The organism is Actinomadura sp. 9N215, from assembly GCF_044326345.1.
GTDB lineage: Bacteria > Actinomycetota > Actinomycetes > Streptosporangiales > Streptosporangiaceae > Spirillospora.
On record NZ_JBIRBA010000018.1, the window covers coordinates 134,940 to 161,498 of the forward strand.

Here is a 26,559-nt window from a genome sequence, read left to right on the forward strand (position 1 = left end):
GAATGGCCGTCTTCGGACGTGGTCGTTTCTTGACGGAGCGGCGACAACTTACAAGGTCTCTGCTTAGCTGTTACATGGACGGTCAAGGGTCGGTCGGCCGAAAGATCGAAATTGGTGTGCGCCGTCACGGCCGGTGAATTACCCGCGGTGCGGTGCCCTTTTTCCCGGGGGCCGTCGATGATGCCATGGCAGACAAGTCCGAACGGGCCCGATCCGATGGGGTTCGGCGCGGGCGGACAGACCGCGAGCGGGTTCGGCAGGAACGGGCTCGGCGAGGACAGGTCCGGTGCGGACGGAGGCGGTGCGCCCGCCGCGGTGCCGGATCAGGCGTCCGCCCGGCTCGGTCCTGGGGCCGGTCCGGTGATCTCGGTGCCCAAGGGCGGCGGGGCGATCCGCGACATCGGCGAGACCTTCGCCGCCAACCCCGCCAACGGGACCGGCACGCTGACGGTGCCGCTCCCGGTCAGCCCGGCGCGGCAGGGATTCGCGCCGTCGATGGCGCTCGTCTACGACTCGGGGACGGGCGGCGGCGTCTTCGGGCTCGGCTGGAACCTCGACGTCCCCGCGGTCACCCGGCGGACCGACCGGGGCGTTCCCCGCTACCGCGACCGCCATGGCGACGCCGGTCCGGCCGCCGACGAGGACACCTTCCAGCTGGTCGGCGGCGACGACCTGGTCCCGGTCGGCGGCACCCGGCGGGTACGGCGCGGGGGCCGCCGGTACGTCGTCCGCCGGTACCGGCCGAGGGTCGACGCCGCGTTCTCCCGGATCGAACGCTGGATCGACGAGACCGACGAGACAGATCAGGTGGATCGGGCGGATCGGGGTGGCCAGGTGGATGCGGTCGGTGGTGGCACTCACTGGCGTGTTACCAGCCGCGACAACGTCACCACCCTCTTCGGCGGCACGGCGGGTGCCCGGATCGCCGACCCGTCCGACCCCGCGCGCGTCTTCACCTGGCTGGCCTGTGCGAGCGTCGACGCTCGCGGCAACGCGATCCGCTACGAGTACAAGGCGGAGGACGCGGCGGACGTCGACGTGTCCGCACCGCACGAGCACGGCCGGGACCCCGCCGCCCGGACCGCCGCCCGCCACCTGAAGCGCGTCCGGTACGGGAACCTGAAGCCGCTGGCCCTCGACGACGCGCCCCGCCCGTCGCTCGATGACGTGCCCGCCACGGACTGGATGTTCGAACTCGTCCTCGACTACGGCGAGCACGGCGACGGCGGCGCGGAGGAACGTTCCTGGACGTGCCGTTCCGACCCGTTCTCGGCCTACCGCGCCGGGTTCGAGGTCCGCACGTACCGGCTGTGCCGTCGCTTCATGCTGCTGCACCACTTCCCGGACGAGCCCGGAACCGGCGCCGACTGCCTCGTCCAGTCGCTGGACCTCGCCTACGGCGTGCAGCGTCCGTCCGGGCTGGCGACCCTGGCGTCGGTGACCAGGCGCGGGTTCCGGCGCGGGGACGACGGGACGCTGGTGTCGCGCGCCATGCCGCCGGTCGAGTTCACGTACGCGCCCGCGGAGTTCGGCAACGAGGTGCGCCGCCTGGACACCGCGTCCGCGTCAGCGTCCGCCGAGAACCTCCCAGCGGGCCTCACCTCTCCGGCCTACCGCTGGGCCGATCTGGACGGCGAAGGGCTGCCGGGCATCCTCACCGAGCAGGCCGGGGAGATGTTCTACAAGGCCAACCTGGCGTCCGGCCGGTTCGGGCCCATGCGGGTCGTCGGGTCGCGGCCCGTCCCGTCCGGGCTGACGGGCGGACGGCGGGAACTCCTCGACCTCGACGGGGGCGGCAATCTCGATCTTGTCGCGTTCGACGGCCCGGTCCCGGGGTTCAGCGAGCGCACCGGCGGAACCTGGACGGAATGGCGGCCGTTCGGCTCGCGGCCCGTCCTGGACTGGCAGGACGGGTCGCGGACCCGGCTGGTGGACCTCAGCGGCGACGGACTCGCCGACGCCCTCGTCCTCGGCGACGACGACCTGACCTGGTACAGGTCGCTGGGCGAGGACGGTTTCGGCGAAGCGGGCCGGACCACCCCGCCCCGCGCCGCCCCTGACGCCGACGCGTGGATCCGGTCGGGGGACGTCGCTGAGACCGTCCAGTTCGCCGACATGACGGGGGACGGGCTGGCCGACCTGGTCCGGGTCCGGAGCGGCGAGGTCAGTTACTGGCCGAGCCTCGGGCACGGACGGTTCGGACGCCGCATCGTGATGGACCACGCGCCCCGGCCCGCCGGTCCCGACGAGTTCGACGCCCGGCGGGTGATCCTCGCCGACGTGGACGGATCGGGCACGAGCGACCTGATCTACCTGGGCGCGGACGGCGTCCGCATGTACGCCAACCGTTCCGGCAACGGCTGGTCGGTGGCCGGGGAGCTGGACGTCCGGTTCCCGCGCGTCGACTCGGCGGTCCAGGTGAGCGCGATCGACCTGCTCGGCACCGGGACGCTGTGCCTCGTCTGGTCCTCGCCGCTGCCGGACGACGCGTCCTCGCCGCTGCGGTACGTCGACCTGATGCGCGCGGGCAAGCCGTACCTGCTCACCGGAATGCGCAACAACCTCGGCGCGGAGACGTCGGTCGTGTACTCGACGTCGACCGCGTTCTATGCGGCCGACCGCGCGGCGGGCCGTCCGTGGCCCACGCGAATCCCATTCCCGGTCCATGTGGTGGAGCGGGTGGAGACGCGCGACGCCGTGTCCCGGAATGTGTTCACGACCCGGTACGCCTACCACGACGGCCATTTCGACGGCGTCGAGCGCGAGTTCGGCGGGTTCGGCATGGTCGAACAATGGGACACGGAGCAGATCGGCGCCCTCGACCCGTCCAGCGATAGCCATGCGGGCGCAGCGAATCGTGAGCCGGGCACGCTTCTCGCGCCCGTCCTCATCCGGTCGTGGTTCCACACCGGGGCGCCCGGGCAGGCGGCCGGGCAGGCGGCCGGGGAGGCGACGCGGGTTCTGGTGCGCGAGCCGGGACGTCCGGCGCGTCCGGCGCCGCTGACCCCGGACGAGGAGCGGCAGGCCGCGCGGGCGCTCCGGGGACGCCTGCTCCGCCAGGAGACGTACGGGCTCGACGACACGCCCCAGAGCTCGCGTCCGTACACCGTCACCGAGCACGCGTACACGGTGGAGCTGCGCCAGGCGGGTCACGGCTCCCCGCGCAAGGACGGGTACGTTCCCGCCGTCTTCACGTCCTACCAGGCCGGTTCCCACGAGGAACAGCACGAGCGGGCCAGGTACGTCGTGGACGGCCGCGAAGTCGCCGACCCGCGCGTCCGGGACGGATTCGTCCTAGACGTCGACGAGTACGGCAACGTGCTGCGCTCGGTCGAGGTGGCGTATGGACGGCGCCACCCCGATCCCGACCCCGTCCTCACCGACGCCGACCGTGCCGAGCAGGCGCGCGTCCGTGTGCTGGTCAGCGAGAACCGGTACACGCACGCGATCGACTCCGGCGCCGACTACCGGACGCCCTTGCAGTGCGAGCAGCAGGCCACCGAGGTCGTCGGGCTTCGCCCGTCCGGCGAACGCTTCGGCGAAGCCGAACTGCGGGACGCCCTCGACCACATAACCGCCGACCTCCCGATAACCGCCTGGGACGCCTACCTCGACGACGGCGACGCGGGCGACGACGGCGAGGGCGACGATGACGGCGGCGGTGACGGCGGCGGCGACCGCGATGGCGGCGGCGGTGGCGGCGGCGGTGACGGCGGCGGCGACCGCGATGGCGGCGGCGGTGGCGGCGGCGGTGACGGCGGCGGTGACGGCGGCGGTGACGGCGATGGCGACGGCGATGGCGATGGCGGCGGTGGCGGCGGCGACGACGGCGGCGGCGGTGGCGACCGCGATGGCGGCGGCGGTGGCGGTGGCGGTGGGACGGGCGGGGCGGCGCGGCGGCTGTTGGAGCGGCAGCGGTCTGTGTTCTGGCGCGACGACCTGAGCGGTCCGCTGCCGTTCGGTGTGCTCGAACCGCTCGCGCTGCCGTACGAGACCGTCCGGCAGGTGCTCACCGACGATCTCCTGGAAGCCGAGTACGGCGACCGGGTCGACGCGGCCCGGCTGGTGTCGGCGGGGTACGTGCGGGAGGACGGGGCCTGGTGGGCGCCGTCCGGACGGGTCCTGTTCACGCCCGGCGACGGCGGTCCGCCCGCCGACCGCTTCTACCTCCCGCACGCTTTCACCGACCCGTTCGGCGCCACGACGCGGCTCGAATACGACCCGTACGACCTGCTCGTCGTCTCCGCCACGGACGCCGTCGGCAACGTCGTCAGCGTCGGGGTGCGGGACGGCGACCGCGTCCTGCCGGGCGGTTACGACTACCGGGTGCTCCAGCCCAGGGTCACCTGCGACGCCAACGGCAACCTGACCGAGGCCGCCTACGACGCGCTCGGCCGCCTCACCGCCACCGCCGTCCGCGGCAAACCGCACAGCAACGCCCGCGACGATTCCCATGATGCGCGTGATGACTTCGGTGACACGGTTGCGGGGCTCGACCTCGACCCCGACGAGGCCGAGTTGCTCGCCTACTTCGCCGACCCGCACACGCCTGGCCGCGCGCAGCGGCTGCTCGGGCGGGCGACCAGCCGCACCCTCTACGACCCGAACGCGTACCACCGCACGCGCGCCGACGCGGAACCCCGTCCGTCCGCGACGGCGCTCCTGAGCCGGACCGAGCACGTGACCGCCCAGCCGCCCGCCCAGCCGCCCGCCCAGGCGCACGGCCAGCCACCCGGCTTCCAGCAGCTGATCACCTACTCCGACGGGACCGGACGCGAGGCGCAGCACAAGGCCCAGGCCGAGCCGGACGCGGACGGCCGCCCGCGCTGGAGCGGCACCGGCTGGACGATCTACAACAACAAGGGCCTGCCGGTCCGCCGCTACGAGCCGTTCTTCAGCGCCACCCACGCGTTCGAGTTCGCCCGCGTCGCCGGGGTGAGCGCCGTCGTGTTCTACGACCCGGTCGGCAGGGCCGTCGCCACGCTGCACCCGGACGGCGGCTACGACAAGGTCGTCTTCGACCCGTGGCGGCTCGCCACCTGGGACGCCAACGACACGATCGCGCTGCGCCCGGACACCGACCCCGATGTCCGCGGACTCGTGGGCCGCTACCTCGACGGGCTCGACGCCGCCGGAACGCCCTGGCGGACCTGGTACGAGGCGCGCATCACCGGCGAGCTCGGCGCGGACGAGCGGAGCGCCGCCGCGCAGACCCTCGCCCATGCCGGGACCCCGTCCCGCGCCTGGTCGGACTCGTTGGGCCGCTCGTTCCTGACCGTCCGGCACGACCGGGGCGCCGACGGGACGGCGGGCGACCAATACCACCGGACGCTCGTCCGGCTGGACGTGCAGGGCCGTCCTCGGGAGATCCGCGATCCGCTCGGCCGCGCGGTCACCCGGATCGGCTACGACCTGGCGGGCGGGCTGATCCGCCGCGCCAGTGTCGACAGCGGGCCGGGGCTCGTCCTGCGGGATGTCCTCGGCGCCGCCTGCTCGTCCTGGACGGCGCGCGGGTTCGTGTTCCGCACCGAGTACGACGCGCTGCACCGTCCTGTCCGGTCGTTCGTGGCAGGGCCCGGCATCGAGGGCGAGCGGGAGCACCAGCGCGTCGAGTACGGCGAGGGACTTCCCGATGCCGCCGCCCGCAACCTGCGCACGCAGGTCCACCGGACGTTCGACGGGGCCGGGGTCGTCACGCACGACCGCTACGACCCCGATGGGAACCTCGCCGAAGCGACCCGGCAGCTCACCCGCGACTTCCGCGAGCCGCCCGACTGGTCGGGCCCGGTCGACCTCGAACCGGAGCGGTACACCGGACGGGTCGCGTTCGACGCGCAGCGCCGCCCGGTCCGGATCACCGCGCCGGACGGCGGGACGATCACCGCGTCCTACAACCCGGCCGGATTCCTCGAACGGCTCGACGCCCGGCCCGACGCGCCGCCCGACGCACGGCCCGACGCGGGGCCCGACGCGCAACCCGACGCGCGGCTCGACGGCGAAGAGCCCGTCCCTGTCGTCACCGGCGTGGACTACAACGCGCGCGGTCAGCGGGTCGCGGTCGAGCACGGCAACGGGGCGCGCACCCGGTACGCCTACGACCCGTTCACGTTCCTCTTGCGCGGCATCGTCACTGAACGGGACGGTGAACGCCTCCAAGACCTCCGGTACGTGTACGACCCGTCCGGGAACGTGACATCCGTCCGCGACGAGTCGCAGCAGACGCTGTTCTTCCGCAACCAGGTCGTCCGGCCGGGCGGACGGTACCGCTACGACGCGCTCTACCGGCTGGTCGAGGCGACCGGACGCGAGCATCTCGCCCAGGCCGACGGCCTACGCCCGCCCGGCCCTTCGAGGGGCGGACGGCCGCCGCTCCACCCCCACGACGGCGGCGCGATGAGCCGCTACACCGAACGGTACGAGTACGACCCGGTCGGGAATCTCCTCCAGATCGTGCACGCGGTGTCCGACGCCGCCACGCCCGGCTGGACGCGGACCTACCGCTACGACCAGGAGAGCCTCCTCGAACCCGGTGTCCCGGGCAACCGGCTCGGTGCCGTCGACGGCGTGCGCCTCGACCACGATCCGCAGGGCAACGCCACCGCGCTGCCCGGTCTCGCGTTCCTCGGCTGGGACGCCGAAGACCGCCTGCACGTCACGGCCCACCGTCCGCCGAACGCGGATGAGGAGGATGAGAGCGCGCTGTCCGAGGCCACCTGGTCGTGTTACGACTCGTCCGGCACCCGGGTGCGGAAGGTCACCGACCGGCCAGGCCTCGACGGCAACGGCAACGGCAATGGCGATGGCAACGGCGATGGCGATGGCGACGGCGGTGAGCGGATTCGGGTCCGCGAGCGCCTCTATCTCGGCCCGTTCGAGGTGTTCCGGGAGTACGCGCCGGACGGCGAGGTGACCCTGGAGCGGACGACCCTGCACGTCCTGGACGAGGACCGCCGCGTCGCGCTCATCGAGAAGCGCACGCGCGGCGACGACAAGGGGCCGCGCCTGCTCGTCCGGCACCAGCTCGACGACCACCTCGGCTCGCCGACGCTGGAACTCGACGAGCAGGGACGCGTCCTCACCCTGGAGGAGTTCCACCCGTACGGCAGCACGGCCCATGAGGCCGTGGCACCTGGCGCGCGCGCCGCGCCGAAGCGATACCGGTTCACCGGACGGGAACGCGATCGGGAGAGCGGGCTCCAGTACCACGGCGCCCGGTTCTACGCGCCGTGGCTCGGCCGCTGGATCAGCCCCGACCCGGCCGGGACGCGGGATTCGCCGTCCCCGTACGTCTACGTCGCCGCGAACCCGCTTCGCCTGACCGACCCGTCCGGACGCCAGGGGACGCCGCCCGGCGGGAACAACATCGACGACCTGTTCACGTTCCTCCGCAACCAGGCGGGGTTCGAGACGGGCGCCGGGCGGGCGCTCGACTTCACGAGGCGCGGCGCGAGCCCCTTCGGGACGGCGGCGCACGCCCAGGTCACCGATCTCCTCGGACGGTTGAAGACGGCCGAGTCCCCGTTCCTCGACATCGAGCGGATCTACTCCGAGGTCCGCGTGGTCGGCGGAGAGATCGCGGAGATCGGCGGCAAGCCGCGCGGTCCGAAGGGCGCCCACAACCTCGATCTCGTGGCCGTCAGGAAGGGGCAGTCGCTCGCGGAGGGCGACCAGCTCACCGCCCAGGTCGCGGAGAAGATCGGCGACATCAAGTACGGCGGCGGCGTGATCAACCAGAAGTACGGCGTCTACGGCGTCGAGCTGGTGACGGTCAACGGCCGGACGGCGGCGGGCCCGGTGCCCGTCGCGGCGGCCGCCACGGAGACCGGTGCGGCCGCCGCCGCGGAGACCGGTGCGGCGGCGGAGGCGAGCACGCAGGCGGTCGCCCAGACCGCGGCCCAGGCGGAGGCCCCCGCCGCGGAGGCCGTGCAGGCGGCGACCGGTGCCGGTGAGAGCGCGGCCTCCGCGGCCCCCGCGGCCGAGGCGGCCGTGGAGACCGGCGCCTCGGTCGCGAAGAAGGCCACGGTGCTGTCGCGGGCGACCGGCGCGGCGTCCAAGGTCGCGGGCGGGGCGGCGCGCGTGCTGCGGGCGGCGGCCCCGGCGCTGCGGGTGGTCGGACGCGTCGCGGGACCGCTGGCCCTGGCGGCGGGCGTGCACCAGGCCGCGACCGCGCAGACGACCGCCGACAAGGCCGACGCGGCGGTGAACGTGACGAGCGGCGCGCTCGCGCTGTCCGCGAACCCGGTCACCGGCATCGCCGCGGGCGGCCTCGTCGCCGGCGGCTACGTCGGCGGGAAGGTCGAGGGCGCCGTCACCGAGGCGACCGGCAGCCGCGAGGCGGGCGTCGCCGCGGGCACCCTCGCGGGCGCCGCGACGGGCGCCGCGATCGGCGCGGTCGTCGGCTCCGTCGTGCCCGGGGTGGGCACCGCCGTCGGAGCCGCCGTGGGGGCCACGGCGGGCGCCATCGGCGGATTCATCAAGTCGTACTGGAAGTAGGGGAAAGGACGAGGCCCATGCCCACTCTCATCATCGTGAGGCTGCGCCCCACCCGGCCGGTCGATGGCGCGGGGTTCACGGCGGCGCTGTCGGGGCTGACCGTCGAGGCGTTCGACCTCGGCTTCGGCTCGACGGTCGACGGGGTGTCCCTCGGCACGGCGAGCGGGGTGTTCACCTCGGCCTCCGTCGCGGACCTCGGCGTCGACCTCACGAGGACGGCGATCGTCCAGCATTTCGTGGACACCGGGCTCCCGCCGAGCCCGCCGACGACGCGCGAGCCCGCGGCGGCCGCCACCGCCGTCATCGTCGCGAACCCGCCCGCGGGCCGTCCGGAATATCCGTCGGGCACCGCCTTCGACCTGCGGTTGAAGCTCACCAGGAACGGCAGGCCGATCGCCGACCGGCGGATCGACTTCAACGCGTCCGTCGTCACCGTGGGGACGCTGCCCGTCCTGCTCAAGGACGTGGTGGCGCTCCCGCCGAGCGCGTACGCGGTGCTGCCGGCCGTCGCGTCCGGCGCGGGCGGGCAGCTGGAGCTGCCGCCGGACGGCGCCCCGCCGGACTTCGCGGCCATGGTCGAGGCCGTCAACGCGGTCCTCGCGCTCGACCCCGCCGACGGCCGGACGATCGCGCAGCGCACCACGCTGTCCGCGGCGCAGGCGCGGCACGTCGCCGCGGAGATCGAGTGGGACCGGGCGATCCACCCGCCGCCGCCCGAGCCGCGCTCGCTTGCCGAGATGTACACCACCCCGCAGCCGAACCCGCTGGTCAAGGCCGAGGACGCCGACAACGACCGGCGCCGTTTCGAGGCCGAGCTTGAGGGCTACTACGCGACGCACGACGGCAACGCGCTGCGGCTGACCGGCTACGTGTACGCGGTCTGGGCCGCGATGATGTGCGAGCGGCTCAGCGCGGGCGAGAACCTCACCGGCCCCGGCCCGGCGCAGGGATCGGTGGACGGGGCGCGCTCCGCGCTGCTGACGTTCCCGCTCCCGCCCGGCACCGGGGACGGCACGACGCTCCGGCACGCGTCCGTGCTGCTCACCGGCGACCCGGCGGGCGGCGCGCTGAATCCGCCGTTCGTCGTCCCGGCCGCGTACTTCTACGCGCTCGGCGCTCAGCTCCCGCCGCAGGTGGACGTGGCGCAGCGGTTCGCGATGGCGAGCGCCGACACCGAGGCGAAGGTGCTGGTGACGATCGAGACCGCGATCGAGGCGGGCACGGTCGCGGCCGCCGAGCCGCCCGCCGCCACGTCCGGGTCAGTCGCCACTTCCGGGGCGGCGCTCGTCCCGGCGCAGGCGGCGCGGCGGCTGCGCGCCATCGGGCAGGCCGCGGCGCCCGCGCCGCCTGTCGCGTTGAACGCGGCCGTCCGTCCGCTCGTGGAGTCCTGGCTGGCGCACGCCGGGCAGACCGGGACGATCGACGCCGACTTCTGGGGGCCTGCGACGGCGTCCGGGCCCGGCGCGGCCGCGTACCTCAACCTGCTGCTGCACGCCGTCACCGGCGGCTTCGCGCCGCTCATCACCGCGATCACCGCCGAGCTGGGCGTGACGACGGCGGCCGGGCTGCGGGCCGTCACCGACGAGCGGTGGCGCACGCTGTTCCTGCCGCCGGGCGCGGCGCCGCGTCTCGATCTGCTGCCGCCGTTCACCGAGGTCGGCACGGCGAGCACGCCCGAGGACAGGGTCGACGCGTTCCTGCGGCACCTGCGGCAGTTCTTCACCGTCCCGTTCTCCCCGGCGTCGGCGACGACTCCGGCGGCGGGGGCCCCGTCCACGCTGGAGCGGCCGAGCCCCGATATCTTCGCCGCCTTCGAGGCGCAATATGCGGCGCACGGCGGCGGCACGTACACGCCGGGCGCCCCGCGCGATCCCGAGGCGACGCGGTCGGCCGTCCTGGACGTGTTCCACGGCGACCCGCAGGCCCGAGCGTGGCTGCTCGCGGCGCTCGACGCGATCGACGCACTGCACGTGCTGACCGCGTTCGCGGCGCCCGGCGAGGCGGCCGCCGAGCTGCGGTTCTCGCTGATGGAGGCCCTCTACGCGCGCGGCTTCACGACGGTCGACGCGGTGACGGCGCTCAGCCTGGACGACTTCGAGCGCGCCCTGGAAGGGACGGTCGCGTACCCGTACGCGGCGGAGATCCAGGAGGCCGCGGGCGGCTCGCAGGTCGACCCGCCGGGCGAGGGCGAGGGGTTCGCGCCGGTCAACCCGGGCACGCTCACCGACTGCCTGCCGCCTGAGCACCTGTCCCCGTTCGGGCTCGTCGCGTATCTGAGCGAGCTGCTGCGGCTGTCGGCGGCGAGCACCTGCGCGGAGCCCTTCCCGGTGGAGGAGGAGACGCTCGGCGGTCTGCTGGACGAACGTCGCGGGCCGCTCGGCGATCTGCACGCCACGGAGGCGAACCTGGCGACGCCGGTTCCGTCCGTCGACCTGGTCAACGAGAGCCTGGAGCATCTCGCCGCGGCCGTGGCGGGCGGCGGCACCCTGAACGGCGCGGTCTTCGACACGGCGTCCGACGAGGTCGGCGGGCACGCGCTCACCGGTCCCGACGCGCACGACCCCGGCACGCTGCTCGCGGCCATTCCGGAGCATTCCGCGCCGTCCGCGCCGCTGCCCGCCGCCTACGCGGCGCTGCGCGACGACGCCGGTTCACCGCTGCTGCCGTACGACCAGGCGCTCGACACCGTCCGCTCCTACCTCCAGGCCGCCGGGACCAACCGGTACGAGGTCATGCGCCGGTTCCGCAAGCGGATCACCGAGTTCGCGATCGACCCGGCCCACGAGCCGGACGGTTTCGCCGCGTACCGCTGGCGGTATCCCGTCCGGCTGGAGACGGCGCTCGAATACCTGTGCCTGGGCGCGCACGAATACGCGATGTTCTTCACCCGCACGCCGGGGGAGGAGCCGTCCGAGGACGTGCCCGCGGCGTGGCGGCTGTACGGGTTCACGCAGGCCCGCAGTGGCAGGACGCACTGGTCGAAGACCGCCGTGCTGCTCCCCGAACTGCTCGCGCGCACCGGCCTGGAGTACTGCGAACTCGCCGAGCTGCAGCGCAGCGAGATCGTCCCGTTCGACCTGGTGAAGATCCCCCGGCGGCGCGGCGGCGACGGCGACGGGCGGCTGCCCGACTGCCCGCCCTGCGACCCGGAGGAGTACCGGGTGCGGTTCCTCGGCGAGCGCGACGACGCCGACCGGTCCGCCGCGCTCGTCCGGCTCGCCCTGGTCGTGCGGCTGTGGCGGGCGCTGCGCGGGCGCTGCGGCGGCGGCATGACGTTCCGGACGCTCGTCGACGTCGACGCCGTCCTGTCGCTGTTCACCGTGGAGGGAGCGGTGAACCCCGACTTCCCGCGCCAGCTCGCCGCCCTGCTCATGCTGTGCGACGACCTCCGGCTGCCGCTCGGCGGCGGCGTCGAGGCCGGCCCGCTGGGCCGGATCCCGCTGCTCGCCCTGTGGGCGGACGGCGTCACCCCCGCCGAGTGGAGGCTCGCCGTCGCCCTGCTCCTGGACGGCGTCGAGGAGACCGCGGGCGAAGCGAACCCGGCCCTGGAGACGACCCCCGAGCTGATCAAGATCATCGCGGCGAACCTCGACCGGCTGTCGGTGCTGTGCGGCTTCGACCCGGACACGCCGTCCGACACCTGGCACGCCCGTCCCGCCGCGACGCTGCGGTTCGCCGAGGCGCTGCTGAAGATCTACCAGTCCCCGTTCACCGTCGGCGAGCTGCTGTTCCTGTTCACCACCGACGCCCACCTGGGCGGCGACGACCCGTTCCCGCTCCAGGACCGCAACGAGGCCACCGACGACCCGCTGGGACTCGGCGAAACCGAGCCGTTCCGGGGGGTGTGGGGGGTCGTCCCCTCACAGGGATCCGAGCCGTTCCGGGGGGTGTGGGGGGGCGACCCCCCACAGGGATCCGAGCCGTTCGACGGCGTCGGCCCGCACTCGCTGTGGACGCTCCGCGCCGCGCTCGGCGACGTCACGGTGCCCGACGAGGAGACCGCCTCCTGGACGTGGCCGCGCATCGCCGCATCGCTCCGCTCCGACTTCGGCTACACCACACCGGCCGGCGCCCCCTCCGGCGCTCCTGACCCGTTCGACCTGCTCGGCCGCCGCTTCTTCGCCGCCGAACTGCGCCGCCGCGGCATCCCGGTGAGCGCGGCCGAGACGCGCTTCGCGGTGCCGCTGGCCGCCGCCGACACCTCCCCGGACATGTGGGCCGGCGGCCCGCCCGAAGGCGGCTTCGCCTACGACCGCGCCGCCGAGGAGCTGTACTGCCTGCTCCCGCTGCGCGACGCCGACGTGCTCGACCGGCTGCTGCGCCTGCGCCCGCTCAACCCCGCCGAGCGCCGCGCGGTCCGCGACCTGTACTTCGCGCCGCGGGCCGCGTGGGCGCCGTTCGCCGCGCTGTTCGAGAACCCGGTGCAGGCCATCGAGTCGCTCGTCCAGGAAGGGGACGCCGACTTCCGCTTCGCCCTGTTCCAGAAGGCGTACGCGCTGTTCGTGCGGCGCTGCCGGGTCGTCGCCGAGCATCTCGCCCAGCACGTGCTGGGCGCGACCGGCGCCGAACCAGGCGATCCCCGTCCGGTGGCCGACGCGGCGTGGCTGATCCTGCGCGGGCTCTGGGCGGACGAGAACTTCGGGCTGACCCCGTGGGAGCACGACTCCGGCGCCCCGCCGGACGTCACCTGGCCCTGGCGGCCGGGCGCGGGCGCGTTCGCCGCGCTGCTCGGGCTGCGCGGGACCGGCGTCGTCGGCGAATACCGTCCGGACACCCCGCGCGGCGCGCTGCGCTGGCGCGAGGTCCGCGGGCCGCTGGACGCGTTCGGGGACGTCCGGAACGCGGCGAACGCCCCGGTTCCGACTGTCCTCCCGGCGATGGATCTGGAGCTGACCGAGGAGCAGGAGCGGTACGTCAGCGTCCGGAACGGCCTCGCCCTCCTGGACGCGACGGGCGAGCCGCTGGGCGGGGCCGAGCCGTTCGCGGTGCGCTGGCACGGCGTCCTGCTCGTCGAGCACGCGGGCGTCTACCGCTTCAACGCCGGCCAGCCCTCCGACGACGGCCATGACCATGACCATGACCCGGACGAGCATGGGGATTGGTGCGAGGGGCGGCGTTGGCTGGTCGTCCTGCGCCGGGGGCAGCGCACCTGGGCCGTCCTCAACCACGGGATGCCGGGCGACGAGGCGCCGGGCCATGTGTCCGGTCCGCTGCGGCTGCGGCGCGGCACGTACGAGATCACGATCGAGGCCCGCCAGGCCAAGCCGAAGTTCGCCGGACGCACCGACACCGAGCCGACCCGCACCGGATTCCGGTTCGGCTACGCCGGGCCGGACACCGGCGACGCCGTCACCACCCTGCCCTTCGACCGGCTGTTCCGCGCCGCGAAGGACACGACGCTCGGCAGCGGCGTCGTCCGCGACCCGACCACCCTCGACAAGGACGCGACGGCGGACGCGACGGCGGGCGCGACCACGGGCGCGGCGGCGGGCGCGACGGCGATCGGACGGGCGCTTTCCCCCATCCGTCCTGGCGAGAACGCCGCCGCCTGGCTGAACGGCCTCTACACCAGCAGCCTGCGCGACATCCGCCGCACCTACCAGCGGGCCTTCAAGGCACTGCTCGTCGCGCACCGGTTCGGGCTGTCGGCGGAGCCGGTGCCCGGTTACCGGCAGTCCGAGCTGGGCTACCTGCTCGCGCATGCCGAGGCGTTCGCGGGCACGTCCCATCCGCGCACCGGGTCGGCTTCGTTCGGCACCCACCACGCCTGGTTCTCGCCCGACCTGCTGCCGGTCGGCGACCCGTACCTCACCGACGTCGTGGACGACCAGCGCAGTGACCCGGGACGTCCCCGCCAGGCCGCGCTCTTCGACGTCTGGGAACGCCTCTACGACTACTGCGACCTGCGGCACGAGACCGGTTTGGCGCGCGAGCGCCCGGCCTGGCTGCTGTTCGCCGAGGTGTCCGAGCAGCAGCCGGACGACCCGGTCAACCTGCTGCGGCACCTCGGCGTGGACGCCCGGCACGCCCCGCTCGTCAGCGCCTACTTCGACTTCCCGCCCGACCCGTACCGGCTGGGCCCGCACGACCTGGAGGACGAACGCTGGGCGATCCGCGCCTGGCTCGGCTCGCGACTCCTGCACCGAGTGACAGACCGGCTCGTCCCGCGTGATCTCGACGCCGTCCACCCCTACCTGTGGGCAGCCGACGACCCCGGCGCGCCGGTCGGGACGCCGCCGACCTCCGGCACCGCCGACCTCATCCGGTTCGTCGAGGACGCCTACATCGAGAACGCGGAGCCGCGCCGCTACACCGACCTGCGGCGGCTCAACGACGGGCTGCGCGAGCGGGCCAGGCGGGCCCTGCTGGCCTACCTGAGCGGGCCCGGACGGTTCGCCGCCACGCCCCGCGACATTTCCGACCTGCTGCTTCAGGACGTCCAGGCGGGCCTGGTCCAGCGGGTCACCCGGATCGAGGACGGCGTGGCGGCCGTCCAGGCGTTCATGCAGCGCGCGCTGCTCGGCGTCGAGCCGTCGCTGCCCATTCCCTATGCGCTGCGCGAACTGTGGCGGAACCGGTTCGCGACCTTCGCGCAATGGCGCGCGTGCGTGCAGCGCGAGGCGTACCCGGAGAACTGGATCGAGTGGGACGACCTGCGCGAGGCGCGCTGGTCGGAGGCGTTCCGCATGCTGGACGCGCGGCTCCGCGAGGACTCGCTCACCGTCCCGGTCCCCGGCGGCCTGGCCTGGTGGCGCGGCACCCGTCCGCCGGAGCACCCCGGCCTCACCCTGCTCCAGGACGGGACGCTCGCCGTCGAGCGCCTGCTCTCTCCCGCGCCAGAAGGCCTCGGCCTGCTCGGCACCCCGGCGCCGCCCGCACAGCCGTCCTGGCTCGCCTCGATCACCCTGCCCGCCGCAACCAACGGCAACGGCAACAGCAACAGCAACGGAGACAATGGCGGGCCAGTTGACCGCCATGCCGCGCAGGCCCTGCAGGAACGGACCTCCCGGGAACTCGAAACGGGCGGGCAGGGGCGCGCGCTGCCGTTGTGGCTGACGGCGGCGATCTCGCTCGGTGTCCCGTTCGTCCGGATAGCGGCGGCGGGGGTCCCGTCCGCGTCGGCGCATCTCGCCCCGTTCGGGCACGGCGCGGGCTGCTGCCGGGACTGCGGCGAAGAACGCCCCGAGGACGGCATCGACGAGTACTACTTCTGGCTGGCGGGCGCGGCCGTGCACGCCGACGCCGACGCCGTCCAGGACGCGGACGCCGGTGTCGTGGTGTCGACCCCGCAGGACCCGGCCGACCAGACGTCCGACTGGCACCGTCCTGACAAGCTGCCCGGCCTGCTCGCCTGGCCCCCGAAGGACGGCGCGCACCTGTACTGGTGCCGTGTCCGCGACGGCAGGTTCGAGCCGCCGCGCCGGAGCGCGGAAGGGGTGCGCCTCCGTCCTGGCCATGGCACGCTGCGGCTCGTGTTCGAGGGCCGGACGGGCGACTCGCTCCGCTTCACCGTCCCGGACGCGCAACGCCCGACCGGCCACTCCGACCCCACGGCGCCGGGATTCCGCTACGACCTGCCGCAGGACGACGCGATCGTCCTGCCCCTGGTCACGGCCCCGGACCCGCCGGACGTCACGTACCCGGGCGCCATGGCCGCCTACCCGTACTTCACGATGCGGCCGCCCGGCGCGCCGCTGCTGCCCCTGTCACCGTTCCCGGTCGCGTCCGCCGTCGCGGGCGCGCTGCGCGCCCACTGCCGCCACGAGGCGGCGCTGGCCTGGTACGGCCTCGCGTACCGTCCGCTCGACTCCGACAACACGTGGCGGACGTTCGCGTCCGGTGACGACGTGGCGCGGCGCCGGGACGTCCTGCTGTCCTACGCCGAGACCCTCGCCCAGGCCGCGGACGCCGCGTTCGCGCGCGGCGACCTGGAGGGCGCGCGGCAGGCCCGCGTCCTGCTCGACGTGCTGTCCCGGCTGCTCGGCCGCCCGCCGAGGCGGATCGCCGCCGCCACCGACGACGACCCCGCCGAGCTGGCGCACTTCATGGCGCGGCCCGCCCCGCTCAACCCCCGCCTCCTCGCCCTGTACGAGCGGACCGGCGACCGGCTCGAGCTCGTCCGGCACGACATCGACGCCCATCGGCTGCACCGCGGCCCCGACGTGCCCGCCGACGCCGAAGACGTCTGCGCCGAGGGCTGCGACGGGACGTCCTGCCACGGCCCGGTCGGCCCGTACCGGTTCACGTACCTCGTCCAGAAGGCGCTGGACCTGGCCGGTGAAGTCCGCTCGCTCGGCGCGAGCCTGCTGACCGCCTACGAGAAGGGCGACGCCGAGGCCCTCGCCTCGCTGCGCGCGACGCACGAGCGGCAGCTCACCGAGCTCGGCCTGCGGACGCGCCAGTTCCAGTGGCGGGAGGCCGACTGGCAGGTCCAGGCCCTGCAGAAGACCAAGCAGGGGGCGCTGACCAGGCTCGCGTACCACCAGGCGCTGCTCCGCGCGGGCAACAACGCCGGCGAGATCGGCTACGAGGCCATGACCGTGGTGTCGACGGCCTCGCGGATCGCGGGCAACGTGTCCGAAGGCATCGCCCAGGGCATCGGACTGTCGCCCGACTTCTGGCTGGGCGTCGCGGGCATCGCCGGCACCCCGCTCCAGTTCAACCAGTTCCCGCTGGGCAACAAGCTCGCGGCCGGTTTCAGCACGGCCGCCCGGATCCTCGGCTCGGTGGCGGAGAACGCCGGCACCACCGGCGGCCTCAGCCTGACCGAGGGCGGCTGGCAGCGCCGCGAGGACGAGTGGCGCCACCAGGTCCAGGTGATCGGCGTCGAGCTGCAGCAGATCGAGCGGCAGATCCTCGCCGCCGAACGGCACCGGGACGCGGCGCTCCGCGACCTGAACGTCCACCGGCGGCAGATCGAGCACGCCCGCGAAGTCCAGGACTACCTGCGCGACCGGTTCTCCAGCGCCGAGCTGTATCTGCACCTGCAACGCGAGACCGCCGCGCTGCACCGCCGCCTGTACGACCTCGCGCTCCGCCTCGCCCGCCGGACGCGGCGCGCCTTCGTCCACGAGCGCGGCACCCCGGCCCCCGCGCTGCCCTCTCCCGCCTGGGACTCGCTGCGCGACGGCCTCCTCGCCGGTGACCGCCTCCACCTGGCGCTGCGCCGGATCGAGACCGTCTACATCGAGGAGAACTGCCGCGAGTACGAGCTGACCCGGCACCTGTCCCTGCGCGCCGACTTCCCGATGGCGTTCCTGCAACTCCAGCAGACCGGCTACTGCGAGATCGAGATCCCGGAATGGCTGCTCGACCTCGACCATCCCGGCCACTACATGCGGCGGATCAAGAACGTCACCCTCACGATCCCCTGCGTCGTCGGACCCTACGTCAGCGTCAACTGCCGGCTGACCCTGCTGAGCAGCCAGACCCGCGTCGACCCGTCCCTGCGCGCCGCGCCCACCCGCTGCTGCGGCGCCCCGTCCGGCCGGTCCGCGCCCGGCCCGTGCCGCTGCCCCGGCGGCGGCACCCCGCGCACCTGCCCCTGCGCGACCGGCGCCTGCCCCCGCTGCACCCCCGCCGCTGCCCCAGCCTCCGGATGCGACCGCGCTCCAGCCTCCGGATATGACCCCGCTCCGGTCTCCGGATACGACCCCGCTCCGGCCTCCAGGTACGACCGCGCCCCGGCCTCCGGATGCGACGCCGCTCCGGCCTCCGGGTACGACCCTGTTCCGGACGATCCCCGGATCGTCCACGCCTACGACGCGACCGAGGCCATCGCCACGTCCAGCGGCCAGAACGACTCCGGCATGTTCGAGCTGAACTTTCGCGACGAGCGCTACCTGCCGTTCGAGTTCCGCGGCGCCGTCAGCCGCTGGCGCGTCGAACTGCCCCCCGAGGACAACCGCTTCCCGCCCGGCAGCCTCAGCGACGTGGTCATGCTCGTCAACTACACCGCGCGGGAGGGCGGCGACGTCCTGCGCGCCGCCGCCCGCGCGGCCGCCGCCGGCCGCCTCCCCGGGGCCGGGCTCCGGCTGATCGACGTCCGGCGGGACCTCCCCGACGACTGGTACCGCCTCCAGACCCCGGACCGCCCCTGGCCGCTCCGCCTGACCCGCGAGCTGTTCCCGTACGTCCCCGGCGGCTGCGACCTCCGCGTCACGCGGACCGAGATCTTCGTCGAGGTGGCCGACCCCGGCTGCACGTCCGTCCTGCCCGTCCGGTTCTTCGCCCACCATGCCCACCGTCCGGACGAGCCCTGCACCTGCTGCGGCGTCCCGGTCGACTGCGTGGCCGGCGCCGACTGGCCCTGCCTCTTCCACGGCGTCCTGGAAGCCGACCTCCCGGTGCGCCCGCACCCGTCCGGCGACCTTCTCTTCCCGAACCTCCCCGGCGCCATCACCGCCCTCCACCTCCTCTGCACCTACACGACGTCCGGCCGTCCGGGGACGTGAGGAACACCGGATGGCCCGTTGCGGCGGTCGCTTCAGAGGCGCTTGGCGGGGAGGACGGGCGGGACGTCGGTCCCGCCCTGGCGCCGGACGAGGGTGTAGGCGTCGAGTTCGCCCGCGACGTAGCGCTCCAGGGCGAGCGGGTGCCCCGTCCGCGGGTCGACGATCAGTTTGTCCGCCATGGCGCCGACACCGCTCCAGAACGCCACCCCGCGGCGGCCGAGCCGGTCGGTCACGGTTCCGCGGCTCCGCTTGATCGGCAGGTCGGCCAGAACCCGGTACAGAGCGGCCTGCGAGGCGGGCGGGGTGGGGACGCTCACGAGGAGGTCGGCGATCTCCCGCACGGTGACGTCCGGCGGCACGTCCCGGCGCGCTCCGCCTCCCCTCGGCGCGGTGAAGTCGAGCCACAGATCGTCCAGGGCCGCTTTGAGCGCCGCGGGATGGGTGGGCAGTGCGGCGATCTGGTCAAGGGTGACCGGAATTCCCGCGATGTTCGGATAGGTGGGCTCGTCCGGGCTGTTCGCGTGCCCGGTACGCACCAGCCGGAGCGCGGCGGGCGGAGCCGACCGCAGGCCGATGCTCGTGTTGTGGATCTGGCAGCCGCGGGGTCCCGGTGATCCGTCTTCCCGCCAGGCCCGCTCGTCGGCGCGGCTCAGCCGCCGGTCGGTGACCGAGTCGATGACGAGCCAGCTGCCGTCGCGGCTGGACGACGCGGCCCACAGCCTGGCGTCACAGGTCGACGAATATCGATACAGGGGTTTCGCCGTAGGGGGCGGGGGTCCCGTCGGCGTGTCACCGACGTAGGCGACGGTGATGTAGCTGCTGAGATCGGCGGTCCAGTACCTGCCGGTGGCGGAGACGCCGCGTCCGAGCGTCGTGGCGGCGGCGAGCAGGGTCTGCCGCGCCGACGGCTGCCGATCGCCGGGCCGAGTCACAATGATCAAGCTGATGACGAGGACGCCCGCCATGGCCCCCGCCACGGCATACCGAACCCCCCGCCGCCGCCCGCCCCCATGCCTGACGCCATGCCTCACGCCGAGCCGGCGGCGTCGCCCCGGGGGCGGCGATTCCGTCCCCGACAGTGCGGCGGCGCGGAACCGCTCCAGCCGTCCGGGGTCGTCCGGCGGGTCGAGCTGCTCTGGCCGGACGGCGGACATCACCGCGAGGAGATCGGTCTTCCTACTCATCGGTCTTCCCTCCACGCTCATGGTCGGAGTCGTGCGCCGCGCCATCGATGTGGCGGGCGAGGTGACGGCGGGCCCGGTGCACGCGCATGGCGAGCGCGGGCCTTGAGCACCCCAGGACCTCCGCGGCCTCCCGCGTGGACAGCCCGTGCCAGCCGAGCAGCATCAGGGCCTCGCGATCGCGCTCCGGCAACGCCGCCAGCCCGCGCAGGACGGCGTCCCGGTCGGCGACCAGTTCCGCGACGTCCCCGGTGACCTGGGGGGCCGCGGCCCAGGACGTCAGCTCCGCGGCGATCAGGTCCTGGCGCAGCGCGTCCCGGTACTGCTCGCGGGCCACGTTGCGCGCGACGCCGATCAGCCAGGCCAGCGGGTCGTCCGGCAGCACGTCGCGGCGCCGCCACGCGATGGCGAACGTCTCACTGGCCACCTCCTCGGCGTGCGCGCTCCCGACGCGCGTCACCGCGTACGCGTACACGCGGTGGAAGTACCGGCCGAAGAGATCGTCGAACCACCCGAGCGGTTGTCGCTCCGCGTCCTCGATGGCCACTCCCTGTCGGCTCGGCCCACGCTTGCCCAATTCCGTCACACAGGGAAGTGGTCAGAACCGGCCGGATATCACGCGGACCAAGGAAACTCGCAGACCGTCACCGCCGAAAACCCTTTGAGCCTTCCGACCGCGTTCGCGTAGGTTGCCTGCGGCCCATCGCAGTGAGGACAGAGGACGAACCGCGTGACCCCGCCTGCCCTTCAGACCTGACACCTTCTTCCGCTCACCTTGCAGCCGACCCTTCCGGTCGGCTCTGCCGGGCTGCCCGCGTGCGCCCGGTCATTCAGCGTTCGAGGTCGCGCGCAATCGGCCTCGTGTCAGGTCTTGAGAGCTCATGTCTTCACAACCTCATACCGTGCTGCCCTGGGTCGTCCGCCGGACCGGGCTGCCCCTGCTCTCGTTGCGCTGCGTGGACTGCCGGTCGGAGTCTGCCACCGCCGGCGAGGGCAGGTTCCGCGTCAACGCCAACGGCAAGCTGCTGGACGTGTGGCTGCTGGTCCGCTGCGTGTCCTGCGATCGGACGACCAAACGCACCGTCCACGAGCGAACACCGGTCAGATCCTTCGCCCCGGCCGTGCTGGACGGCTACCGCGCCAACGACCCGGGGCTGGTGGCGTCCACACTCCTGGATCCACTGTTCGCCCGCCGCAACCGCCTCTCCCTGGACTGGACGGGCGCCTGGCGCCTGGACACCCCGTCGCCGTGCCCCGCCGAGGCCTGGCCGGTCCAGGTGGAGGTCGTCTTCGACGATCCCATCCCGCTGCGCCCGGACCGGCTCATCGCCCAAGGGCTCGGCCTCAGCAGAAACGAGGCGCTACGCCGCATCAAGTGCGACGTCCCGCTGCGCCGCCCGACGAGCACCGACTTCACCTTCACCGTCATGCCCGAGGACTGGCGAGGAACGAGCGATCCCCTCCGATGACCGGTCGGCCATCCGCCGCTGTTACGAGACGTTCTGATCTGTTGATTGGTCCATGACGTAGATGGTCGCGCCGCCCGGGTCGCTGTAGGTGGCCAGGAAGCCGCCGGGGATCTGCGAGGGCGCCTCGACCACGGTGAGCGTCTCCGGGCGGGCCGCATGGAAGTCCTGGACGCTGTCGACGATGAACAGCGGCCCGACCGGGGCGTCGGGGTCGTGGGCGTCGAGCATGAGCTGGACCTCGGTGCCCGGCACGGCCAGCGCCACGGTCTCGTCGCCCTCGCGCCACGTCTCGGTGAAGCCGAGGCCGTCGCGGTAGAGGGCGAGGGAGGCCTTCAGGTCGGAGGTGGGGACGAACAGAAACTCAAGTTTCACGGTGTGCATCCTTCCGTTCCGTAACTGGACTTAGGGAGAGCATAACGGCATTATGTCACTATGCGCGAATGGATCCCGGTTTCGACGTCCCCGCGGGGCCGGCTCGCGCTCGCCGCGGTCGAGGCGTTCGGGACGCGTCCCTTCGCCGAGGTCACGGTCACCGAGCTGGCTTCGGCGGCGAACGTCACGACCGGGGCCCTCTACCACCACTTCGGCAGCAAACTCGGGCTCTACGCCTTCGTGCGGGACGACGTCGAACGCCGCCTGCTGGACCGGATGGAAGGCGCGTTAGCCGCATCCGGCTCGGCGTCGGACCGCTCGGCAGCCGCCTCCGGCTCGGCGCCGGACCGCTCGGCGGCCGTGACGTCCGCGCTGCTCGTGGGCCTGGACTTCGCCGTACGCGAGGGTTTCCTGCACATCCTGGGAGACCCGCCCGCGGGCACGGACCACGACCGGCTCGCGGAGATGCTCAGCCAGAGCGTCAGCCCGCCGAGCGTCAGCCCGCCGAGCGTCAGCCCGGCGAGCGTCAGCCCGGCGAGTGCCAGCCCGGCGAGCGTCAGCCCGGCGGCGTCGATTCTCGGCCGGGTCCTCGCGGCGGCCTGGCGCGCGGCACTGGCGGCGATCGCCGAAGGCGCGGAGCCCGATCACGCCCGCGCCGCCATAGCGGCCCTCAGAATCCACTTCCCCGACGGCGCGTGATCCCGCTGCGTCAGCCCCGGCCGAGGACGCAGAACTCGTTGCCCTCCGGGTCGGCCAGGACCGTCCACGGCACGTCGCCCTGACCGAGGTCGACGTCGGTGGCGCCGAGAACCCGCAGCCGGGCCACCTCCGCCTCCTTGTCGTCGATGGGGTCCGGCAGCAGGTCGACATGGATGCGGTTCCACCACGTCCTCGCGTCAGGCATGCGGAAGAACTCCAGATACGGCCCGGCGCCCTGCGCCGAACGCAGCAGCGCGTGATCGTCGGTTACCTCATGCAGGGTCCAGTCCAGCGCCTCGTCCCAGAACCGGGCCATGGCCCGCGGATTCGCGCAGCCGACCACCACCACGGCGATCGGCCCGGTGTCCCGGTGGACCTCCCGGGGCTCCAGCACGCAGAACACGTTGCCCTCCGGGTCGGCCAGGACCGTCCACGGGACGTCGTCGCCCTGGCCCACGTCGGCGGGCGTCGCACCGAGTTCCTTCAGGCGCGCGACCAGCTCCGCCTGATGGGCCGCGGAGGTGGTGGCGAGGTCGAGGTGCACGCCGTACTTCACCGTTTCGGGGTCCGGGACCCTGACGACGTCGATGTAGAAGGTGGCTGGGTCCGGCCAGTCGAAACCCACGGGTTCGAGGTTGGTCACGCCGGGTCCCTCGCTGGAAACGTCCCAGCCGAGCGCCTCCGCCCAGAACCGGCCCAGCGCCGAGTCGTCCCGAGCCTTGAAGTTCACCTGAACAGGTCGCAGCGCCATACCGGCCGATCATAGGCCCGGGTGAACGGGCTTTCCAAGATCCAGATATGCGGCGGCCTTGGCCACAGTCGCAGGTTTGGCTAATTGATGCGGATATGCAACGGCCTTGTCCCATACTGCTTGTGATGGACGGGACGCCAACGCCACCGCGCTGGATTCGCGGGTTCTCGCTCATGCTGGCCATCTGGCTTGCCGGGGTGCTCATCTTCATCACGTTGACCTGGCTGGCAGCGGGACTGCTGGGTGTTTCCACTCGCCCGGCGATCGTGCTGGTCACCGTGGGAACCATTGGCTATGCCCTGCTCACCGGCGAATACATGCTTTTGAGCTGGTTCAGGGTCGTGCCCCGCCGTGGCGAGCGGTTCCGGCTTCGTTCTTCCGTCGTGGTCCTGGCGGTTTTCTTCGGCGTGGTGCTGTCCTGGGGGACTTACCCATTCGACGCGTTGGAGGTCGTCGGCTTAGGCGTCTATGTCGCGGGTGCTCTGGTCGCACTGGCCCGTTTCGGACCCTCGTATACGCGCTCCATGCCCCAGGACGCCCTGATCCAGCCACGGAGCGTCGAAGACGCATTGCACATGGTGGAGCTCTGTCTGACCCTGGAAGCGCGGACTCTACGCCCGATCCAGCGGTACAACGTCATGGTCAACCATGCGAGTGCGCTGACCATCGCGGCCCGGGCCGGCGATCCGCACCGACGGCTCTTGGACGCGTACCAGATCCTGCTGGAATTGCACCGCTCCCCTCTCGTGAACGAGCGAGGACGACGATTCGAGGTCACCAAGCGACTCGTTTTTGTCGCGTCTGCGCTGAACGAACACGGGGATGAGGCCGCCCTGTACGAGCAGGCATTGGAACTGCTGCGGCAGGAGGCCGACAGAAGTCCCGGAAACGCGAGCGTGCGGTGGTCGTGGCTGGTGAACAGAGCGGTTTTCCTCTTCTGGCGGATCGACCGCGACGTGGCCGACGGCCGGGTGGTGCCGGTCGACGAGAAGCGACGGCGCGAGGAGGCCCTGCGCCTGCTCTGGGAGGCGTTGCCGCTGTCTCTCCCGGGCGACCGCACCGAGCTGCGGCTACGCATCCTCGGCGAGCTCGGCGAGTACGTGGAACGTACAGGCGAGACCGCCGGCCTGGCCGAGCACATCGCGTTCGCGCGCATGACGATCGGCAAGATCGGTCGGCTCAACAAGGAGGCTCGTCCCACCGCGCGGATCATGCTGGCGAGGCTGCTCCAGCAGCGCGCCTCGCTGACGGACCCTCCTGACCTGGCCGTCCTGGACGAGGTCGACGCACTCCTCCGTGGGGTCACCGCGTCCAAGGACGTCGACGAGCGGACGGCCGGTTGGGTGCTCATCGCCCTGCTGCACCGGCTTCGCCAGGAGCGGTGCGGCGGTGGCACGCAGGCCGCACGACGCAGCCTTGAGGCCCTGAACATGGCCATGCGGGTGGCGCCCGGACATTCCGCGTTGTCGATGACGGCGGCCGTCCTGTCGGGAAGGTGGGCGGCGGAGCAGGACGACGCGGGGGCGGCCGCGTCCGGCTTCACAGCTGCCCTCACGGCCGTCCGGCGACTGTCGGCCATGGGCATGGCCCGTAGCCAGAAGGAGCTCCCGCTGCCGCAGGCCGGCGGTGTCGCCGCCGAGGCGATGCACTGGGAACTGGCCCGCGGCCGCCGCCGGGAGGCGGCCCTGGCCCTGGAGGCGGGACGGGCGCTCGTCCTGACCGACATGGTGGGGCGGGAAATGCTCGTGCGCAGGCTTCGCGTGCAGGACCCGGCCCTCGCCGAACGCTATTCCCGCCTGGTCGTCGAGCTCGCCCAGGCCGAGTTGGACGACGCCGGATCCTCGCTCTCAGGAATGGCGCCCGTCGCACATCTGCACGCGCGGCTGCATCAACGCAGCCACCTGCGCGTCCTGCGGGACGAGTGGGATGCCCTTGCCACTCACCTGGGCTCCGTCCCCGAGTTCCGGGCACTGATCGACGAGCCACGCTATGAGGAATTACAGGAGGCCGCGCGCCAGATGCCGCTGCTCTACCTGGCGGCGGCGGAGCGCACCGGACACGCGCTCCTCATCACGGCACAAGGACCCCAGCCTGCGACCATCGAGCTACCCGGTCTTACCCGCAAGGCCCTCGACGAGATCGCCGCGCGATATCAGAACGCCGTCATGGCCCTGCCCCAAGGAAGCACCGCCTTTCCCGAAAATGGTTGGACGGCCGTCCTGCGGGAAACCCTCGGCTGGCTCCATGAGAACGTCATGGGCCCGGTTACGGCCGGGCTCGGGCTTTCCGGCCGGGTCGCGGTGGTCCCGGTCGGTCCGCTGGCGCTGTTGCCGACGCACGCCGCGCTCGCGTACGCCGATCAGGCGGCGGCCGAGAAGGTCACCTGGCAGTACACCCCGAATGGCCGCGTCCTTGCCCGCCACGCCGGCCTGATACGCAACACGCCCAGGCGGAACCGAGTGCTACTGACCCTTGACGAAGGACAGGACGGAAACGCAAGGCTGCGACGCGTACCACAGGTCAAAGCGGCGGTGAACGCCCGAGCACCCGAGCCGCCCACCGTGCTCGGTCCTGGAGCGGCAACCCGCGACATGGTGCTGGCCGCCCTTCCTCACCACGACGTCTATCACTTCAACTGCCACGGACGAGCCGATCGAGATGACCCGTTCGCAAGTCACCTGCAATTGGCGGACGGTCCGCTGACCATCCGAGACTTTCTGGGCCGCCGCTTTCCCGGACGGTTGGCAATTCTGTCGGCCTGCGAAACCGCGATACCTCGGCGGGATCTGCCCGACGAAGTCGTCAGCCTCCCCGGCGCGCTACTTGAGGCAGGCGTCCCGGGCATCATCGCCAGCATGTGGGCGGTCGACGAGATGGCCACTTTCCTGCTCACGGCCCGCTTCTACGAACTGTGGCTCGGCGGGAGGCTGCCGCCACCGGACGCGTTGCGCCAAGCGCAGTCATGGCTCCGGTGGTCCACCGTCCGCGATTTCGACATTTACCTACGGGCGAACGGGCACGGCGGCTGGCCTTGGCGCTACAGCGCGTCAAGCGCCGAACGCAAGCACGCCCAGCGGATCTACCACGACCCCGACCACTGGGCCGCATTCACCTACACCGGCATCTGACGACAAGGAAAC

9 protein-coding genes are annotated in these 26,559 nt (G+C 73.0%); 5 read left to right on the forward strand and 4 right to left on the reverse strand.

Annotated elements, in window-relative coordinates; genetic code table 11:
• Positions 1-177 precede the first annotated feature (177 nt).
• Together ACH34T_RS27655 and ACH34T_RS27660 are read left to right on the forward strand one after the other, a co-directional pair.
• Positions 178-8,493 (forward strand): SpvB/TcaC N-terminal domain-containing protein, encoded by an 8,316-nt coding sequence (locus ACH34T_RS27655; protein WP_396023836.1) that lies wholly within the window; start codon positions 178-180, stop codon positions 8,491-8,493.
• A gap of 17 nt (positions 8,494-8,510) precedes the next feature.
• Positions 8,511-18,947: a neuraminidase-like domain-containing protein gene (locus ACH34T_RS27660; RefSeq protein WP_396023837.1), complete on the forward strand. Its 10,437-nt coding sequence runs from the start codon at positions 8,511-8,513 to the stop codon at positions 18,945-18,947.
• Between the two features lie 32 nt (positions 18,948-18,979).
• Here ACH34T_RS27660 and ACH34T_RS27665 read toward each other — a convergent pair whose 3' ends face one another.
• Complete coding sequence (locus tag ACH34T_RS27665; RefSeq protein WP_396023838.1) at positions 18,980-20,131, reverse strand: hypothetical protein; 1,152 nt, start codon at positions 20,129-20,131, stop codon at positions 18,980-18,982.
• On the reverse strand, positions 20,124-20,675 hold the full coding sequence (locus ACH34T_RS27670) for an RNA polymerase sigma factor (RefSeq protein WP_396023839.1): 552 nt from the start codon (positions 20,673-20,675) through the stop codon (positions 20,124-20,126). The genes ACH34T_RS27665 and ACH34T_RS27670 overlap by 8 nt, the downstream gene beginning before the upstream one ends.
• 355 nt (positions 20,676-21,030) lie before the next feature.
• Here ACH34T_RS27670 and ACH34T_RS27675 point away from each other — a divergent pair, with 355 nt between their 5' ends.
• Positions 21,031-21,597 carry a DUF1062 domain-containing protein gene (locus ACH34T_RS27675; protein WP_396023840.1) on the forward strand — a complete coding sequence of 189 codons (567 nt, stop codon included), beginning with the start codon at positions 21,031-21,033 and terminating at the stop codon, positions 21,595-21,597.
• Between the two features lie 21 nt (positions 21,598-21,618).
• Here ACH34T_RS27675 and ACH34T_RS27680 read toward each other — a convergent pair whose 3' ends face one another.
• Entirely contained in the window at positions 21,619-21,969 is a 351-nt protein-coding gene (locus ACH34T_RS27680; RefSeq protein WP_396023841.1) for a VOC family protein, read from the reverse strand.
• 60 nt (positions 21,970-22,029) lie between these two features.
• On the opposite strand from ACH34T_RS27680, the gene ACH34T_RS27685 reads away from it, so the two are divergent.
• Positions 22,030-22,668, forward strand: a complete 639-nt coding sequence (locus tag ACH34T_RS27685) for a TetR/AcrR family transcriptional regulator (protein WP_396023842.1) — start codon at positions 22,030-22,032, stop codon at positions 22,666-22,668.
• Between the two features lie 10 nt (positions 22,669-22,678).
• On the opposite strand, the gene ACH34T_RS27690 is transcribed toward ACH34T_RS27685, so the two are convergent.
• Positions 22,679-23,419: a VOC family protein gene (locus tag ACH34T_RS27690; protein WP_396023843.1), complete on the reverse strand. Its 741-nt coding sequence runs from the start codon at positions 23,417-23,419 to the stop codon at positions 22,679-22,681.
• 125 nt (positions 23,420-23,544) lie between these two features.
• Between ACH34T_RS27690 and ACH34T_RS27695 the strand changes: the two genes are divergently transcribed.
• Complete coding sequence (locus ACH34T_RS27695; protein WP_396023844.1) at positions 23,545-26,547, forward strand: CHAT domain-containing protein; 3,003 nt, start codon at positions 23,545-23,547, stop codon at positions 26,545-26,547.
• Positions 26,548-26,559 lie beyond the last annotated feature (12 nt).

Bases quoted from the DNA above. Each gene is read 5' to 3' on its own strand.
- ACH34T_RS27655 (WP_396023836.1), top strand. From the start codon at position 178: ATGATGCCATGGCAGACAAGTCCGAACGGGCCCGATCCGATGGGGTTC.
- ACH34T_RS27660 (WP_396023837.1), top strand. From the start codon at position 8,511: ATGCCCACTCTCATCATCGTGAGGCTGCGCCCCACCCGGCCGGTCGAT.
- ACH34T_RS27665 (WP_396023838.1), bottom strand. From the start codon at position 20,131: ATGAGTAGGAAGACCGATCTCCTCGCGGTGATGTCCGCCGTCCGGCCA.
- ACH34T_RS27685 (WP_396023842.1), top strand. From the start codon at position 22,030: ATGCGCGAATGGATCCCGGTTTCGACGTCCCCGCGGGGCCGGCTCGCG.
- ACH34T_RS27690 (WP_396023843.1), bottom strand. From the start codon at position 23,419: ATGGCGCTGCGACCTGTTCAGGTGAACTTCAAGGCTCGGGACGACTCG.
- ACH34T_RS27695 (WP_396023844.1), top strand. From the start codon at position 23,545: ATGGACGGGACGCCAACGCCACCGCGCTGGATTCGCGGGTTCTCGCTC.